11 protein-coding genes are annotated in these 16,747 nt (G+C 68.3%); 2 read left to right on the top strand and 9 right to left on the bottom strand.

Translation table 11 applies throughout. The features are described from left to right. Positions 1–263 precede the first annotated feature (263 nt). Both QH470_RS21000 and QH470_RS20995 read right to left on the bottom strand, forming a co-directional pair. Positions 264–1,619: a cutinase family protein gene (locus QH470_RS21000; protein WP_043736125.1), complete on the bottom strand. Its 1,356-nt coding sequence runs from the start codon at positions 1,617–1,619 to the stop codon at positions 264–266. 523 nt (positions 1,620–2,142) lie between these two features. Continuing rightward, a complete protein-coding gene (locus QH470_RS20995) occupies positions 2,143–2,823 on the bottom strand; it encodes a hypothetical protein (protein WP_280274053.1) in 681 nt (226 codons plus the stop codon). A 546-nt stretch (positions 2,824–3,369) separates the two neighbouring features. On the opposite strand from QH470_RS20995, the gene QH470_RS20990 reads away from it, so the two are divergent. Then, the gene (locus tag QH470_RS20990) at positions 3,370–3,762 is read left to right on the top strand and encodes a hypothetical protein (protein ID WP_043736124.1); all 393 of its coding nucleotides are present in this window, start codon (positions 3,370–3,372) and stop codon (positions 3,760–3,762) included. 504 nt (positions 3,763–4,266) lie between these two features. Here QH470_RS20990 and QH470_RS20985 read toward each other — a convergent pair. The 7 genes from QH470_RS20985 to QH470_RS20955 all read right to left on the bottom strand — a co-directional run bounded on the left by QH470_RS20985 (position 4,267) and on the right by QH470_RS20955 (position 15,494). Further along, positions 4,267–5,280: a C40 family peptidase gene (locus QH470_RS20985; RefSeq protein ID WP_051047220.1), complete on the bottom strand. Its 1,014-nt coding sequence runs from the start codon at positions 5,278–5,280 to the stop codon at positions 4,267–4,269. Then, the gene (locus tag QH470_RS20980) at positions 5,280–6,161 is read right to left on the bottom strand and encodes a replication-relaxation family protein (protein WP_197986985.1); all 882 of its coding nucleotides are present in this window, start codon (positions 6,159–6,161) and stop codon (positions 5,280–5,282) included. Before QH470_RS20980 ends, QH470_RS20985 begins: the two co-directional genes overlap by 1 nt. Positions 6,162–6,347: 186 nt before the next feature. After that, positions 6,348–8,864, bottom strand: a complete 2,517-nt coding sequence (locus tag QH470_RS20975; protein ID WP_082393322.1) for a type IV secretory system conjugative DNA transfer family protein — start codon at positions 8,862–8,864, stop codon at positions 6,348–6,350. 12 nt (positions 8,865–8,876) lie between these two features. Next, positions 8,877–11,909 carry a PrgI family protein gene (locus QH470_RS20970; RefSeq protein ID WP_082393304.1) on the bottom strand — a complete coding sequence of 1,011 codons (3,033 nt, stop codon included), beginning with the start codon at positions 11,907–11,909 and terminating at the stop codon, positions 8,877–8,879. Beyond that, complete coding sequence (locus QH470_RS20965) at positions 11,906–13,747, bottom strand: TrbL/VirB6 family protein (protein WP_476739084.1); 1,842 nt, start codon at positions 13,745–13,747, stop codon at positions 11,906–11,908. Before QH470_RS20965 ends, QH470_RS20970 begins: the two co-directional genes overlap by 4 nt. Before the next feature lie 86 nt (positions 13,748–13,833). Continuing rightward, positions 13,834–14,241, bottom strand: a complete 408-nt coding sequence (locus QH470_RS20960; RefSeq protein WP_228792423.1) for a pilin — start codon at positions 14,239–14,241, stop codon at positions 13,834–13,836. Next, a complete protein-coding gene (locus tag QH470_RS20955) occupies positions 14,232–15,494 on the bottom strand; it encodes a replication-relaxation family protein (protein WP_162240368.1) in 1,263 nt (420 codons plus the stop codon). Before QH470_RS20955 ends, QH470_RS20960 begins: the two co-directional genes overlap by 10 nt. Before the next feature lie 536 nt (positions 15,495–16,030). Between QH470_RS20955 and QH470_RS20950 the strand changes: the two genes are divergently transcribed. Further along, positions 16,031–16,699, top strand: coding sequence for a hypothetical protein (locus QH470_RS20950; protein WP_043737879.1), 669 nt, complete (start codon positions 16,031–16,033; stop codon positions 16,697–16,699). The last annotated feature ends 48 nt before the right edge of the window (positions 16,700–16,747 follow it).

The following is a 16,747-nucleotide window of genomic DNA, read 5'->3' as shown; positions in this document are numbered from 1 at the left end:
GAGTACGTGACCATCGGCGACGACGACGAGCTGAAAGACGCCTGGGAAGTCCTCATCGACCGCATGAAGGGCGTGGCAGCGCTGACCCGCGCCATCGCCAACGGAACTGGCTAATCGGTAAGCGGCCACTCCGATGTTTATCTTACCCCCGCGGGGGCCCCCCCAAAACCAACCCCCCCCCCACCACCACCCCCGCGCGGGGGCCGGGGGGCGGCGGGCCCCCAAGCTGGCCGCCCTGTGAGGGTCCGGCCGGATTCATAGGTTCACTTGCTGTTGTCGATGCTGCTGGCGAGCGAGTCGAGAACGTCCTGGACGCCGGGGCCGTAACCGGTTTGGTGTACTCCCGAGGTGTAGAACTCGGCCGCGTCGCTGCCTTGGCGGACAAGGTCGGCCATGTCGGACAGGGCAGCGCTGGTCGCGGGGTCGGTGCGGGCGGTGAGGTCGGCGACCAGACCGGTGAGCTGGCTGGCTCCGTCTCCGACGAGCGCCGAGGCCGCGGTGGCGGCGAGGTCGGCGGCTACCGGGACGAGTCCGGTCAGTTCGAGGCCGGCGCCGACGGGATCGCCGAGGGCGAGTTTGTCGACGGCGCGCCAGGCGACTTCTTGGGCGAGACCGATGTCGGTGGCGACGCGGCCGAGGTCGACTCGGCCGATGATGCCGACGACTTGGGCGGCTACGGCGGTCCAGCCGCTGGGGTCGGCGGCTGCGGCCATCGAGAGTGCACGTGCGACGAGGCGTAGGTCGACCTGGTCGGCGATGCGAACCAGCGGGCTGAACAGGTTGTTGAGTTCGCCGCTGATGCGGTGGGTGCCGCCGATGTCTCCGGCCAGCACGGTGGGCGGCAGGCGCAGCACGTTGTCGCCGATAGCGGGCAAGTTCGCGGCGAACTCGGCGAGACCGCCGAGCACGAGGATGACCTGCCGTGTCACCGAGGAGGGATCGAGCACACCGGTCGAAGACGAAGTGGTGGTGGTGTCGTCGAGGAGGGAGGAGTTGCCGGTGAACGCGCGGCCGACAGCGGCAAGTCCGGGCGATTCTTCCGGCGAGGTGGCGCAGTAGAGGTCGCCGGCGGCGCAGACGGTGCGTACTCGGTTGGCGAGGCTGCCGAAGTTGTCGCGGGGGCCGGCGATCCCTTGCCCGTCGACCGGTTGTCCGAGCTGCGGTGTGCTCGGGTCACGGTTCGGGTCGGACAACAAACCAACGGCGAGCACTCGCGAGGCCGGAATCGGATCTTGGCTGCGGCCGATGGTGGAGGTGACGTCGCCGACGACATCGGCACCCTGTGAGTACCCGGCCATGACGACCTGAGTGGTCGGACACAGCCCCGCCAGCAGCCCGGACAGAGCTTGTACTCCACCGGATTCCGACTGCTGGTACGGGGCGGGGGCAGCGGCATAGGCCAGGGACCGTACGTCGATGTCGTTGCCGTAGCGGGCGCGCAGCCCGTCACCGATCGGTGCCAGCATGCCCACCGATCGGGTGGGGTCAGCGCCCGGATTGGTTTCGCCGGTGCCGGGCACCAGGACCGCCGTCCATCGGGGGCATGCCGCGCTGCCAGGTTCTGCGGTGGCAACTCCGGTCGCGACGGTGGTGACGGCGGTGGCGCCGACAACCACCACAGCCGCAGCCGCTACCGCACGCGCGGCGAACCGAGGGGCTGTTGCACGGTTGCGGCGGGCGGGCGCACGCCACGGTGTGAGTCGGAGATTGAACATATGGGGCTCCCAGGGACGTCGTATTCGGTCGTGCGGGTGAGTTCTCTCGCCGCACTGGGAACTCCGGGATTTCAGGGGTCTTTTGGACACAACGGGTCAGCAAAGCCATCGAGAGGAACGGACGGGGCGAACGGAAGACGCCCTTCAGCGGGTCTGACGGTGGGTATGCGACTCAAAGGGGTGTTCGGATGCGTTGCCCGGCGAATCAGGATGGTCAGGGTCGGCGCGCAGAACCCACCGAATCTGCGCCAGGCGGTTGTCGTTCGCGCGCCACAGGAGACGGGGCGATGGGGATCGGGGACGCGCGTTCGCGACGGCTGGGCGGGCATCGACGGGCGTACGTCCTGGAAATGGCGAGAGCGGGAGTAGGGCGGTTGCCCTTTGACAGGGTGGCCGCTCTACTCCCGCCGGGTCCGGGTGGTTCGGTTCAGGACTGGGAGGACGGTGCGAGTGCGAACTTCTTGGGGCGCGTGGTGGTCATCTCCGCGACCCCGGAGTCGGTGAGCCGTACGAGGGCATTGTGGACTGCGCCCGAGGACCGACCACCGAGCGCCTTGCCGATCTGGTGCGGGGTGAACTCCTGGCCCGGGTGGTCACGCAGGTGATCCTCGACCAGCCCCCGCAGTGCACCGGGAGCGAGTTTGTCCGGATGCGGCGACCCTTCGCCGGTATGACCGGCTGGTCCCGCATCATCGGTGTCGGTGTCGGTGTCGGTGTCGGTGGCCGGTTCGTCCGAAGTTGTGGCGTTGTCAACGATTTCGTCGATGTTCGGCGGGGGCGGGGTGGAGTCATCGAGATGCGAGGCGTCGGTCTCCGGTGTGCGGGGCTGAGTTTCAGCATCGTCAGGGGCTTCGCCGTCGCCGGAGGTGTCGGTGTCGGGTTCGGTGGTGGGCGCGATGCTCCAGCGGGCGGCGGCGTGGGGGTTGGTCTCGTCGGTGTGGCGGGAGATGCTGCCGTCGGCGGCCCACATGTTGAGGAGCTTGCGGGTCTTCGACTGACTGATTCCTGCGGCGGTCGCCAGTTCGGCGGCGGGTTTGGGGTCAGCGCTGATGACCGTCCACAGGGCGTCTTCGACGGCGGTGCGGGCAGATTCTGTCGTGGTGGACATGACATTCTCCTGGGAAATGGTGGCTGGTGGTGTGTTTCGTCATGTCCCGGCCGGGACGGCACCCCGGGAATTCGGATTCGTGGGGCGCCGGTCTCCATGGACGCTCGATACGGGGTGAATTGTCAAGCGGAATCGGGAACGAAGCGGTCATATCGGCGGTATGTCACTGAAATGGCCGTGACTGTCTGCATGGGAATTGATTCCGTTTCGGTGTGGTCTTGACAAACCCGGGTCTATCGAGCGTCGATGGTCGTGGAAACCCGTGGTTCGGCAATCCTGCCGATGAATGGGTGACCACCCCGGCCGGGTCGCCAATCACGATTCCCTCGATCGAACTCCGGAGAAGCCGCATGCCCACTGACCACGACAATCGCGAAACCAGCTGAGTCGCAGCATCTTCTCAAGTCGGGCTCGGGAACGACCGTTCCTGGCGAAGCTGACTGGCCCCGGCGTGGGCAGCGCAGATCATGTGCGCGATGTCGGCGGAGGGGCCCTCGTGAAATCACTCGCTACGCACAACTTTTCGGAACAGTTTGGAGACTTCTCATGGATAACACCGTTCTCACTGCAAGATTGGACGAGTCCTACACCGTCATCGGCACCAGTGAATGCGTCCACCGCATCCGGGAAGTTACTTTCCAGGTGACTTGTGTGGATGATTGCATCCATAGCGAGGGCAGAATCTGCACCGAGTGTGCGCCGTCGTGGCAGCTGGATTATGAATTCGACGAGCCGTTCCCGTTCGAGCGTGTGGCCCGGGTGACCGTCCGCGATCTGCTCGACGCGGGACACGTGCGTGTCGGCGATCGATTGGCCAGTCCCGACAGCGAGGTCACGGCGGTGATCACGGGCTGCGGTGGCTTGATGCTGCCCGACGGCCGCATCTTCACCAATCCTTCCGCCGCTGCCAACGCCGTCGGTGGTAACCGAAACGAGTAGCCCGCAGACGTGACCCGCGCGGCTCGCTTCCCTCGCGTGGGCCGCGCGGGTCACGTGCGTCGCGGCATGCATATGCGCCCGGCGCGAGCGGTGGATATCGCCCCTTCTGTGCCGCGATGCTCGGTGCTCTGCATGGCGGTTGGGTGTGCCGGGCCTATATGCCGTTGCCGCAGCATCCAGTGGTTGGCCCTCGTCCGGATGAACGTCTTCGCGGGCACCGTTTTCAGGTTCTGGGATTGTCGGGATGTTCGTGATCCCAGGGAAGGGGTTCGGCGAACAGGTGCTGGGATTTCCACACGGGGGGCGCATTCGGCGCAGATGGTGTCTTGGTGCTGGCATCGGCGGGGGTCGGCGATGGGGATCTCGACTTCGTCGATGTGGTGCACGAGTTCGGTGCCGCCGGGCGGGATGTGGGCGAAGTCCGCCAGCGCGGTGACGGTGGCCGGTAGAGTCATGGGGAAGCCTCCTGTCGAGATGTGACGGCTCGCTCTCGGACCGATCGGTCTAGAGCTGCGGTGCCGGACCGGCAGCGGGCGGCGCGAGGTCGGCGGGGCGAGTGGCCTTGTAGTAGTCATCGCCGCGCCAGCGGTATTCCGAGATTTGAACAGGCTCGTTGAAGGTCGGCGCGTGCAGCATCTTCCCGGCGCCCAGGTAGATGCTGACGTGGTGCACGTCGGCGTCGGTGCCGTAGAAGAGGAGATCACCGGGCAGGAGTTGGTCCTCGGGGATAGAGGGCCCGGTGTGGACTTGGTCGTAGGTGGTGCGTGGGATGGCGATGCCGGCGCGGGCGTAGGCGGCTTGGGTGAGGCCGGAGCAATCCCAGCCGCCGGAGACCTCGGGGCCGTTGCCGCCCCAGACGTAGGGTTGCCCGAGTTGCTGGCAGGCGAACGAGATCGCTGTCGCGGCAGCGGGACTCGCGGCCCGTAGGTCGGCGCAGTCACCGCTGCCGGGCGGTGGTGCGGTGGCGTGCGTGGAGTAGCGGTCGGCCTGGGCGAGAACGTCGCGGACGTACCAGTCGGCGTGGTTATAGGCGAAGATCGCCGCGTAGAGATCGCCCGGCGCGCCGGAATCACACAGGTAATGGGCGGCTGCGTGGACGGCGTCGTGCGGGTTGTATCGCGACGGAGGTGTCGCCCCGCCAGCGGGCAGCGGATGCCGGGCGACGACGGAGTCGAAGGTGGGGGCCAGGAACTGCATCGGTCCACCGGCTCCGGCGAAGTTCTCCCCGGCGGCGACGCCGGGCAAAGTGGAGCGGCCGTGGTCGGTTTCGATCTTGCCGATCGCGGCGAGTACCGACCAATCCAAGCCCGGACACGAGCCGGCGCCTTGCTGATACAGCACCAGCATCTCCGGCGGGATATCGGTCAGGGCCTCGGTACTCGGCGCAGTGGCCGCGCCCGGTGCCGGAGCCGGGGTGGGAGCATGGTCGTAGACGGCGACGGTGGCGACGACCGCGGCGATCACGACCGTGCAGAACACGACCGCGGCCGAACCGACACCGAGTGCTTTGGCGAACATCACGAACCTCCGGTCTCGCAGGGCGGCATCGGTGACGGCGGGTCGAGGACCGCCGGCCCACTGGTCGTGGTCGGCGCGGAGTACTGCGGGATGCTCGCCGGGGGCGGGGTGAGATGCGGCCACGAGGCGGGGAGCTGGTGCAGCGCCAGTCGTTCGCCGCCGTGACCATCGAGGGACAGCCAGACACGGTCGGCGGGGCTCGGATGTTCTGCGGTGGGATCGAGAAGATCGGCAGCGGCGGTTGCGACCGGCACCGCGCCGGGGTCGGGCAGCGTTTGCCACGTCTCGAGGAGGGCGCGGCGGGCGGTGGTTTCGCGTCCGGTGGTCGGCACCCACAGCAGAACGGGAGTGACGATGCCCGTGGAGCGGGCGAGTTCGGCGTAGCCGGCGAGCTTGCCGGCCACCGAGGAGAGGGTGATGGTGCCGAGGTCGAATTCGAGGAAGAAGTCCAGGGTCGCCCCGGTGTGGGTGTAGCGGCCGTAGGCGTCGGGGCGGACGAGATCACCCCAGAGCCCTCGGCTGCGGCCTTCCGACCACCACGCCAGCACCCGCCCGTGGCCGGGAGTTGTGACGAGGGCGGTGAACCATTGGTTGACGCCGACGGTGTGTGCGAGGTGCAGGCTGTGGGCGATAGCGAGGGCGCGCTCGTGGCGGTAACGCAGCTCACGGACCTCGATACCGGCTTCGGCGGCGACCACCGCGGCGCCGGCGGGAGCCAGGACCCAGTGCCCCGGGGCGGTGCCTCGCGCACGGAGGGGCCGGAACCGGTCGACGACCCGATACCTGTGCAACAGGGTGAGGCGGCGACGGGCTTTGATGATGGTGGGGAAGGCCAACTCGGCGAGCTGGGTGGTAGTCAGGACGCGATGCTCGAGCAGCATCCGCAGAATCCACCGATCCCTGCCGGTGAGCCGCACAGCCAGACCGGCGTGGCCGATCGCCGACGGTGCCCGGGTTGGTCGGGGTGCTCGCAGATCCCTCTGCCTATCCGGGTGATTGATCATCGCAGCAACCTCCGAGAGTTGAATTACCTTGCTAGACAGGTGAATCCGTGTGGACTCACTGGGTCAGGACAGGCGGGGATCGCCGCCACCGACCGGTGGAGCAGCAGATTTTGTGAGATCCGGCCCCGGTTCGTCGGTGTCGGGTTCTGCCGGCTCCGTGGTTGGAAGCGGTGCGGCGAGGCGAGCACGGGCAGCGGCGCGTATCTCGCGGGCGCGCCCCGGCACGGCTGGTGGCAGGGGTTGGGTGGTGAGGGTGAACGGTGGCGCCTGCTGGCCGCGGACCAAGACCCGGGCGGCGGCGTGGAAGGCGTCGAGGTGGGTCAGGTCGTGCTCGGACAACCAGGGAGTCGTGTGGCGAGCCAGGTCTCGGGCATCTTCGGGGGACGCGGTGAAGATGACCTTGTTGCGTGCATTGGCCGACACCGCCGCCCGCATGTCTGTCGGCAGCTGTCCGAGGTTTTGGTGCGCGATGACCAGAGACAGGCGCAGGCCGCGGGCCTCGGCGAGCATGTCCTCGAGTGGGGTGGCGAGGTTGAGGAAGTTGTGGGCTTCGTCGAGGGCCAGGGTGGCGTCGGGGCGCTGGTCGGGGTGGGTGCCGACGCGGGCGGTGGTGGCCTGCCAGGTGCGCGCTACGAGCAGCGATCCCATCAGGCGGCTGGTGTTCTCGCCGAGAGAGCCTTTGGGTATCCGGGCCAGGCAGATGCCGCCGTGGTCGAGCACGTCACCGAGATCGACGGTGGAGGGTCCGGCGGCGAGTGCGTCGCGTACGAATTGCCGGAACAGAAAGTGCCGCAACTTGTTCAACAACGGTCCGATGACCTGGTTGCGTGCGGAGTCGGTCAATTCCTCATACGAGGACCAGAATCCACGCAGGACGGGGTCGGTGGTGGCGCGGGTGACCCGGGTGCGGAACGCGGGCTCGGTCAACAAGCGCGGTAGATCGGTGAGGGTGGCGACGCCGGGTTGGCGGCACAGGGTGAGCAGGCTTGCTCGCAGGACGTCGTCCGTGCGCGGGCCCCACCATTGGGCGAAGGTGCGGTGGAAGATGGTGGCCAGGTTGTCGACCGCGCGGTCGGTCCCCGCTCGGTCGGCGGGGGTGTCGAGCGGGTTGAGGCAAGGCGGGCGGCTGCGGGAGTCGGCGTCGAACAAGACGACTCGGTCGGCGCAACGCCGGGGCAACCGGGCGAGGATGTCGGTGATGAGGTCGCCTTTGGGATCGACGACGACCACGCCGCGGTCCTGATCAGCCTCCTCGAGGATCAGCCGCCCCAGCAGTGTTGACTTCCCGACGCCGGTTGGGCCCAGGACGTGCAGGTGGTGGCGGGCGTCGGCGACGCGCACCGCCACCGAGCGTCCACCGGGACTGTCGGCAACGCCCAGGGGTTTCGAATACGGTCCCGCCGCAGGGATTTCCGGTGTCGGTGCGATGGCGCGGGCTCCGGCCCGCTGCACACCAGGAATGGCCGGATCATGCGGAAGATGGGCGAGTGCGGCCAGCTCCGGCACCGACAACAGATCACCGCGGCCCAGCCGCCGCTGCGAGAGCGCCGAGCCGAGCCGCCGCGTGCGGCGGTGCCGGTAGTAGTTGTGATCGGTGCAGGACCCGAACACCACCGCCAGCGCATCCGCCCGACCCCGCGCAACGGCCCGCGCCGCGACCCGGTCACCGGTATCGGGCACCGACACGGCATAGCGGATGACGGTCTCCCAGTGCGCACCACGGGCTTTACCGGCGGCGGCCCGCTGCTCGGTCGTCTCGCGCATCGCGGCCTGCCGATCACTCGACTGGGCCGCCGCCGCGGCACGGACGCGGCCAGCGCGGCGGACCGGGCCCGGGGTGAGCAGATCGAGCACCTCCCGCAGCAGCGGGATAGGCCATGCCGCACCGGTCCCGGTTCGGGTGCCGCGCCGCACGCGGCGGCCGGTGACCGGTCGCGCCAGTACCTGCACGCAGGCGGCCTGCCCGGGGCCCAGATCATCGGCGGCGGAGATGAGATCACGAACCAGGTCCGCGCCGCCGTAGTCGGTGCGGATCGGCAGTGCTTCCCGGCGCCCGAGCCGCAGCTCACCTCCGGACAGCAGCCGACGATCCTCAAGCCCAGGAGGTGTGAGCGGCGGGGAGACCGTATGGGCGGTGCGGGTGTGCGCGCCCGGCCACGCGGAGGCCACCGCCCGCTCGACCAACCCTGGCGGAATCCGGCCGGGTACCCAGAGCCGAATCGCCACCCCGTGCTCGGGGGTGATGCTGTACTCGAACCCCAGATGCGGTTGCCCGAACAGCATCCGCCGCCAGGACGGGCGCAGCTGCCCGGTCAGATGCGCCCACAGTGCCTCCGCCCCCTTCGGATCGACCTTGGGAGGCGTGAGGACGGTGACCTGGCGGGCGTCGGTGGCCAGCCGGTGCCGGCGCAGTCGCTCGGCAACCCTCGCCGCGGCGAGCACGCCCACCATCAGCCCCACAGCGATCACCGCCGCCGGACCGGTCACCACCCGTAAAGCGGTGTCGGCGAGTTCGCGCATCGCTGCGGCGGGGTCGAGCAGCAGCTCGCCCACGATGCCGTGGTCCGCCGCAAACAGCATGAGGGACATGGCCTATGCCGCCTGCACATCGACGTAGACGTCCCCGTCGCCGTCCTCATCCGCCAGTCCGGTGTCGACATCGGCGTTGTCGTCGGTGACAATCGGAGTGAACGGGGCGGGTTCGGTGATGTCGAGACCTGACTCCTCGGCATCTGCGGTGTCGGCGAGTTCGCTGGGATCGGTGGTGACCAGCGCGTGCTCCTCGACGGAGGCCATCGAGGCGAACACGGCTCTGTCAGTGCCGTCGAGAGCGATCAGCCCTTGCCCGCGGGCCGCCGACAACAAGAACTGTCGTTCTCCGTCCGAGAGCTTGAACGCGGTCGCGACCTCGTCGATCGCCTGCGGCGCTTGATGCAGCAGGATCTGGGTGGCCGCATTGGACACGATCGCCTTACCGAGTTCGGTGCCCAGCACATCCGCACAGTCCTGGGTGGCGACCGTGAGGCCGGCCCAGTACTTGCGGAACGACTTCGCGGCCCGGAACAAGAACTCCGCACCGGCGGTCTGGCGCATGATCAGCCACGCCTCGTCCACGGTCACCATCCGCGGCCGACGATTCGCCGGGTTGGCGACTCGCCGCCAGGTGGCATCCAACACGAGCAGCGTCCCGATCGTCTTCAACTCATCGGGCAGCTCCCGCAACGAGTAGGCGACCATCGCCGCATCCGGGCTGACCGTCGTCGGCCCATCGAGCAGGCCCGCGAACGCGCCCTCGCCGACGAACGGAGCCAACGACGCGGCAAGGTCATCAGCCACGGCCGAACCGAGCGCGGCCAACTGCTCACACAGGACACCCAGGGTCGGGGCGGGCCTGGTCCACGTCGCGGGGTCCTCGGTGATCCCCGCACTCGCGTAGGTGGCGGTCACAGCGGTGTCGAGCGTGGCACGCTGCGCAGCCGTCTGGTCACCGAGCAGGACCCGGATCACGGTGTGACAGAATAGTTTCCGTCGATTCAGTGCATCCGACGGTGCGGTGCGGCGGCCGTCGGGGCGGGTATGGACCTCCAAATCGAAGGGATTGAGCCGGATCCCGGGGGCGCCGAGGTGGATATAGGTGCCGCCGACCGCCTCGGTCAACGCGCGATACTCGTCTTCGGGGTCGATGATCACCTGTTCGATCCCGCGATACAGCGACCGCAGAATATCGGTCTTGACCAGGTAACTCTTACCGGCGCCGGAACGGCCGAGCACGACGGCGTTATGGTTGTGCGCCTCGGGACCGAACCGGTCGACGAACACCAGCCCGGATGCGGCGTCTCGCCCGTAGAGCACCCCTTCTGGCGATGCCGCGCGGGCCGGATCACCAACAGGCAGTTGCGGACTGGAGAACGGGAACGCCGCCGCAAGGGCATTGGTGTCGAAGGTGCGGCGCACCTTCACCAGATCCAGACCCAGCGGAAGCGTGGAAACCCAGCCCTGGGTGGTGCGGTAGGACAGATGGCAGGTGTCGACGAGCAGACTGGCTGCCAGGGCGCGGACGGCGGCGACCTCGTCGGCCAGCTCGGCTTCCGAGCGGGCGTGCACGGTCAGATACAGGCCGATTCGGAACAGTCGAGCTTCGGCGCGTGCCACCCGGGAGGACAGTTCTGCGGCATCCTCGGCCGCGACCTCCACCAGGGGATCGGTGCGGCGGCCGTAGCTGGCATCGTGAAATCGGGTCGACTCCAGCCGGGCGAGCTGGCGCCGCAGCCGGGAGGCGGCGGTGACCGGGTCGACCGGATCGATATGCAGGGCAACGTCGAGGCGGCCGGGGTGCGACAGCAGCGGAGCCAGCCAGCCGGCGGTGACCTCACGCGGATACCCGGTGACGGCGAGCGTCGCCACCCATCCTGTCCCTACTTCGAGGTGCCGTGTCCCGATCGCCAGCGAATCCGGCCCGAATCCAGCTGCGGCACCGGCGATCTGGCGACGTCGGCGACGCAGGGATCCTCGCCGATGCGGGTGTGCGTCGATATCGTCGGCCAGTTCGATATCGGTGGAGGTCTCGGTGTCCGGGCCGTCGGTGGTGATGACGGTGTGGGGGCCGGCGATGTCTGCGGAGGAGGGAACGAGACTGCCGGGGTTGCAGGCGCCGGTTACCACGGCGGTGGCCTGCGCGTCATCGAGCGGTGTCACGGTGACACCCATCGGGGCGAGGAGGTCGGCGGCCTCATGCACCCGCCGCAGTAGCCGGGCCTCCGCGGCGCGCCGTGCCGCGGCCGACAATTCCCGTCGAGCACGCCGACGCCCCGCGACCAGCCAGCCCAGCATCGCCGCCGGCGTCGGTCCACCCAGCCTGTCGCTCGTCGCCGGGAGGTCGAGGGGTTCACGCCAGACCAGCAGTACTTGCCGGTGCATCAGGTCCTCCCCGGCCGCGAGTCCGGCCAGGTGGTCGGCGTGACCGTGCGCGGCAGCGGCCAGCTCCGGTGACATCTCACCGACCGAACGCCACAGACTCTGCAGCTGGCCGGTCAGATCCAGGCGCGTCGACCGCAACAGGATCTGCACCGGTTGGCGCAGCGTGTGCAGCCAGCCCCCGAGCTGTGAGACCAGGGCATCCTGCTCCTCGGGAGTGCGCAGGGCGAGGTTGACCGTCCCGGCCGCTGCGACCACAGCCAGCCCGTCCGGGCCCAGATCGACCACCCCGACCCCGTTGGCGCTGGTGACCGCCTCGGGTAGCTGTAATGCTTTGGCCGACAAAGGCTGCGGCACCAGCGGCTTCTTCCCTCGACCCGCAGCGCGGGTGAGCCACCGTGGTGCCGTAGCGATCCCTTCGGGCGCGGCTACCAGGCGAGAAGGCCGCAGACGTTGCCGTACGGCGGCCAGCAGCAACCGGTCGCCCGACAGGCCGTCGCGGGTGGTCAAGATCAGCACCGCGACCGCGGTGCCCAGCGGGACGGCTCCGGCCAAGAACGCTGCGGGGGCGATCACTTCACGAGTTGCGGTCCACGCGAGATACAGCAGTAGCGCGGTGACCGCGAGGACTGCGAGCTGGCGGGCGGTGAATGGGCCGATCAACCGGTCTTGCCGGTCGACATCGGCAGGAATACGAACGGGCGTGCTCATCTGGGGTTTCCTCCTCGGGGAGTGCGGCGTGCGCGCCGGCGGACAGGGAGATCGGGCAGCGGCAGATGCAGCTGACGACCTGCCGGTGTCGAGGGACGTGGCGGCGGAACCGGTGGCGGCGTGCTCGCTCGCTCGGCGGGCCGGACCCGGGTCACCGGGAACGGCAGCCGGTACTGGCCGCTGCGCAGCGGCCGGTTGCCCTCATACGGATCGGGCGGATCGAACTCGAACGCCAACTGCGTGCCCTGCCGAGGACGCGGCGGCGGCGACGCCGACGCCGGTGCCGGCGCTGCGGGAGGCCCGGCAGGGGCGGGTGTCCGTCGGACCCGGGCAACAGGGATCGGCAGCGGGTACTGGCCGCGGTGATTGGCGCGAATCCCGCTGTAGGGGTCTGGCGGGGTGAAATCGAACGCGAGCTGGCGGCCTCGCGATCTCGGGCGGGTCGTCGGCCCAGGGGCGGTGCCGGGTGAGGCCGGAGCCGATGTGGTGGTGGCCGACTGCGACGGTGGTGTTGCAGGACCCTGCGTTCGCCGGACCCGGTGGACTCCTTCGAGGGGCAACATCAGCTGGCCGTCCCGCGTCGACCGTGTCCGCGCATACGGGTCGGCGCTGCCCACTGCAGCGGCGGCACCTCGGCGGCCGTTGCCCACCCTGTTGGCAGTGGCTGCGTTGCCCTGTGGGGTGGGGCGTCGAATCGCCGTGGCGGCAGCCTTCTCGCCGCTCTTGAGTAGGCCGAAGGTCTTGTAGGCGACGTATCCGCGGACCAGGGATCCGACCATGCTGCGGCCGTGGCCGATTCGCATGGTCGACATCAGCCAGAACGGGATCTTGATCAACACGCCCATCAGGGCGAGCCCGATGATCAGGCTCACGACGCCGTCCATGTTGGGCCCGAAGAATCCCCATCCTCCCGGGGTGAGGAAAACCCGCAGGGTGGTGACCAACACCAGCGACTGGACCACCTGAATCGCCAGACACGCGGCGAAGGAGCGCCACCACCAGCGAGCGATCGAGTCCAGACCAGGCAGCGCATGACACATCAAAGCCAGTGGTGCCGCTACGATCAGGATGATGGTGATCGCGACGCGCACGACGTAGGTGATGAGCAGTACCACCAGCATCACGACAAGCGCAGTTCGCAGCAGAACCAGGAAGATTCCGTTCCCGGTGACCGACCCGGTCAGTTCCTTCAGCGCGGTGGTGGCAGAGTCGGACTCGACCCCGCTACCGGCGAATGCCTCGGCCAGCGCGTTCGCGAACACGATCGCCTGGGTCGCCAGCAGCATGCTCATGGCACCGGCAATGAACCCGACCACGATCCGTGGCAGCAGTTCTTGCAGTGACCAGCGGGTCTGCAATGTTTCGCGGACCATCAGCAGGATGCCAGCGGCCACCACCAGCAGCCCGTACATGGCCAGCATCAGATGCCACGACGAGTCCCACAACTCACCGACCCGCGGCAAGTCACCGGGCTCCGGGGTGGTCAACAGTGTTTGCGACAGTAGCTCGAGCAGCGGATTGAGCGCCGAATCCACCAGGCGGGCAAAGAAACCGTCGATAGCATTCGCGACACAACCGGAGATATTGCGAATTCCGCAGTCGGAATCACCTGTATCCGACGGCTCAACCGGTACTTGACTGGAGTCGCCCGGCCAGGAGCCGCGCGGAGTAGGCGACGGAGTCGCGGGTGTGCTCGGACCTTGCGATGTGGGCGGAGGCGTGGGCGTCGGCGCGGTCGGTGCCGGTTGCTGGGGTGTCGTCGCCACCGGCGGCGGTGGCGGTGGGGCGGTGGGCTCGGCGGCGGCAGTCGCACCGATGCCAACCCCGACCACCAGCATCGCGACCACGGCCGCCACCACCCGCAACGGCCAGCCTGTTCGGGGGTTCGGTGGTGAGGTGCCGATTGGGAAGGCCGCGGTCATGGTCAGGCACCCACGATCGACTTGAGAACGGCGACGATCACCGGCGCGAGCATCGCCAGGCCGTAACCCAGGCATGCAGCGCGCAGCGCGGTCTTGGACTTCTCGACCTCGCTGGGGTCGCCGGAGGCCAGCACATAGCGGGCGCCGCCGATGGTCAGGAACACCGTCGCCAGCCCGGCAAGGATGCCGACCAGCCAGTTCCGGATATTGTCGAGTACCTGGTCGAACGACTCAGCGATGGCGAGTACCGAAACGGGTTCTGCCGCAGCGGTACCCGCGGTCGCTATGGCGGTCAGCGCCACCGCCGCGAATACCGCGATCGGGGCAAGGGCCCGCCGGATGGTGCCGGGCTGGGCCGTCCGGTGTGACGAGGTCGCAGAACGAACTTCAGGGAAACCGATCATGCGCATCGGCGATTCACCTCCACCTGGGTTGCCGGTTGTGCGGGGGCAGCCGATGTCCGCCCGCACTGGCTACTCCGCGTTTGCGAGCCACATTTGGACCTGGGAGTGTCCGGAAAATCGCCAGATCGGCCAGCGCGGGTAGTCGGCTGCGAGGTGGTGAAGGCGGTCTCCGCCGCGGGAGTACCTGTTGAACCCGACCGCCGCGGTGCGTGCTCGCCAGTGATCTCGCCGTGCCGTGTGGTGTTGTGCAGGCCGACAGCGAGGATCGCCGAGCCGAGCGGGCTGAGGGCGTACTGCCACGGCGGCACACCACGACGCCCCACACCGGGGCGGGTACGACGGCAACGGGTGAGCACCCCGCGACGGGTCAGCGCCGTCAGCCTTTTCCGTGCGGTGTCGACGCTGGGGAACAACAGGTCGGCGACCTGGTCGGCACTCAGACCCTGCTCAGCATCGAGCAGCCGCAGCACTTCCAGGTCCCGCTCGGTGAGTCGCTGTCGCTGCGCGGCCACTTCTGAGCCCTGGTCGTCGGCCGAACAGGACAGGAGTTGCAGGGCGCGGTGCTCGACGGTGCTGGTGCGTGCCGGATCGGTGGCTGCCGTGCGCGCGACCAGCCAGTCGAGGAGATCGTGTTCGCCTCGCTGGCGGGTCTTGCGCAACGCCCAGTGCGACAACCCCGTCGAATCGCTTGCCAGAGAGGTCACCGACCGCCCCTCCAGCCGGGTGGCGGCGATCAACTCGGCGACCTCGGCGGTAATCACGTTCTCCGCGACCGCCTCGGCGAGAATCTGTTCGGGATGCCCCGCCGGGGCCCACATCACCTGCACCGGTTCGTCCGCTCTGGTGTCGATGTCGGCTCCAGTGCCGACATCCGCACCGGGCACGGGGGCAGCGGCCTCCCGCCGCACCCAAGCCCGGCCACCACGGAACAGCGCCCACCGCAGTCGGAACCACAGAAACGGGCGCTCGACATCTATGCGCGGCAATTCGGCGAAGAACTCGGCCAACAGATCGGCCTCGATGTCAGCGCGGTCCTCGCGCCGGCGAGGTCCGAACACGCTGGCCATCCCCGCCAACATCGGTGCCGCCATCCCGGCACACGCCAAGGCTGCATCCGAACCGTGGGTTCGAGACCGGCCGATCAGCCACACCCAGACCGCATCCACGGTCTCGATCGGCAGCGCCGGGTCCGACAGCACCTGCCGCAACTGGCCCCAGGTATCGACCTGCCTGCCGAGTCCCGATACCTGATTCCTCACGACAGGTAGCGGGTGATCGGCTATCCGGTCGAGCGCCGACCGCACGACCGCCAGCGGCGAAGCTTCCGCATGATCCGGCCTCTCCGCAGAAATACTGTAATTCGCATTCATTGCCATTCCCCTTGCTCGAAGCGTTGATAAATCCGACTCGGCAAGGACACAGAACGGCCGCCACCAAAAAGCCTCCGAATAACCTCCAAACGACCTCGAGATGACCTCCGGCCGATCACCGATCAGCCGGATTCGACCACACGGAACCGGTACGGGAGCTTGAGCGCGGTGCCGGGAAACTGCTATCTACCAGGGGTTGTGTACGTTTGGTGGCGTTCCGGTGGCGCTGTACACCGCGCGAGAAGCTTTCGGGTGGACCGTCGAAAAATTGGCGTCAGATGTGGCGCTCTACAACTGTGGATATCGAAGATCGATCAGTCGATTTGCATAGTTTTCGGGACGGTTCGATGTCCAAAAACGGCGAATTCGTGAGGAGTTGACCAGTGCACACATCCCATGCACTGGAATCGACAAGGACCGCGCCGATGACCGAACACACCCCAGTCCGCCGCCGTCGCCACACCGGCTCGTCCGGCTCGCGCCGCGCTCCGGCGGCCGAGGTTCCCTCAACCATCTGGGCCTCCGGAACCGACCCGATCGACCCCACCGACCAATGGCCGACGCCGATCGTCTCCCGCGCCGTCACCGAGTTCTCCCGCCCCGGAGACCAAGTGCTGCTGGCGCCCCCGGCCTCAACCGCCCCCGACACACCCTTCCCGACGCCGGACACTGCCGACGTGCTCGCCGTGATCGACAGCCTCGGCCGCGACAGCCTGATCGAACGCCCCGATGCTCACCAACATCGGCCACCGCACGAAGGAGCTGTTGCCCTCGTCCTGGCCAGCCTGCTCGCTCCCGAGGCCACATCACCTTCGGCAGTCGACGAGATCGTCGCGCTCGCCGCAACCCGGTTGAACCCCGGCGGCGTGCTTGTCGTGTTCACCCGCTGCACGCACACCCGCGACGGTGTCCTGCTCGATCCGACCGGCTGGACAGTAGCCGCCGGTCAGGCCGCCGACCTGCTGTTCCTTCAGCACATCGTCGCCGTCCCGATCGCGGGCGACACCGTCGCGGCACCCGGACTCGACAACACCGGGCACGCCCGCACGCACAGCATCGTGCATACCGATATCACCGTTCTTTTGCGCCCCTGATCGCCGCAGTGGCCCTGCCGTACTGGGCCCCGCCGTACGACGCTGGGC

Source organism: Nocardia wallacei (assembly GCF_029868745.1).
GTDB lineage: Bacteria > Actinomycetota > Actinomycetes > Mycobacteriales > Mycobacteriaceae > Nocardia > Nocardia wallacei_B.
This window is presented reverse-complemented; position numbering and strand designations above follow the sequence as displayed.

Bases quoted from the DNA above. Each gene is read 5' to 3' on its own strand.
- QH470_RS20950 (WP_043737879.1), top strand. From the start codon at position 16,031: ATGACCGAACACACCCCAGTCCGCCGCCGTCGCCACACCGGCTCGTCC.
- QH470_RS20980 (WP_197986985.1), bottom strand. From the start codon at position 6,161: ATGCTGCTCGAGCATCGCGTCCTGACTACCACCCAGCTCGCCGAGTTG.
- QH470_RS20995 (WP_280274053.1), bottom strand. From the start codon at position 2,823: ATGTCCACCACGACAGAATCTGCCCGCACCGCCGTCGAAGACGCCCTG.
- QH470_RS20965 (WP_476739084.1), bottom strand. From the start codon at position 13,747: ATGCTGGTGGTCGGGGTTGGCATCGGTGCGACTGCCGCCGCCGAGCCC.
- QH470_RS20990 (WP_043736124.1), top strand. From the start codon at position 3,370: ATGGATAACACCGTTCTCACTGCAAGATTGGACGAGTCCTACACCGTC.
- QH470_RS20970 (WP_082393304.1), bottom strand. From the start codon at position 11,909: ATGAGCACGCCCGTTCGTATTCCTGCCGATGTCGACCGGCAAGACCGG.
- QH470_RS20975 (WP_082393322.1), bottom strand. From the start codon at position 8,864: ATGCTGTTTGCGGCGGACCACGGCATCGTGGGCGAGCTGCTGCTCGAC.
- QH470_RS20960 (WP_228792423.1), bottom strand. From the start codon at position 14,241: ATGCGCATGATCGGTTTCCCTGAAGTTCGTTCTGCGACCTCGTCACAC.
- QH470_RS20985 (WP_051047220.1), bottom strand. From the start codon at position 5,280: ATGTTCGCCAAAGCACTCGGTGTCGGTTCGGCCGCGGTCGTGTTCTGC.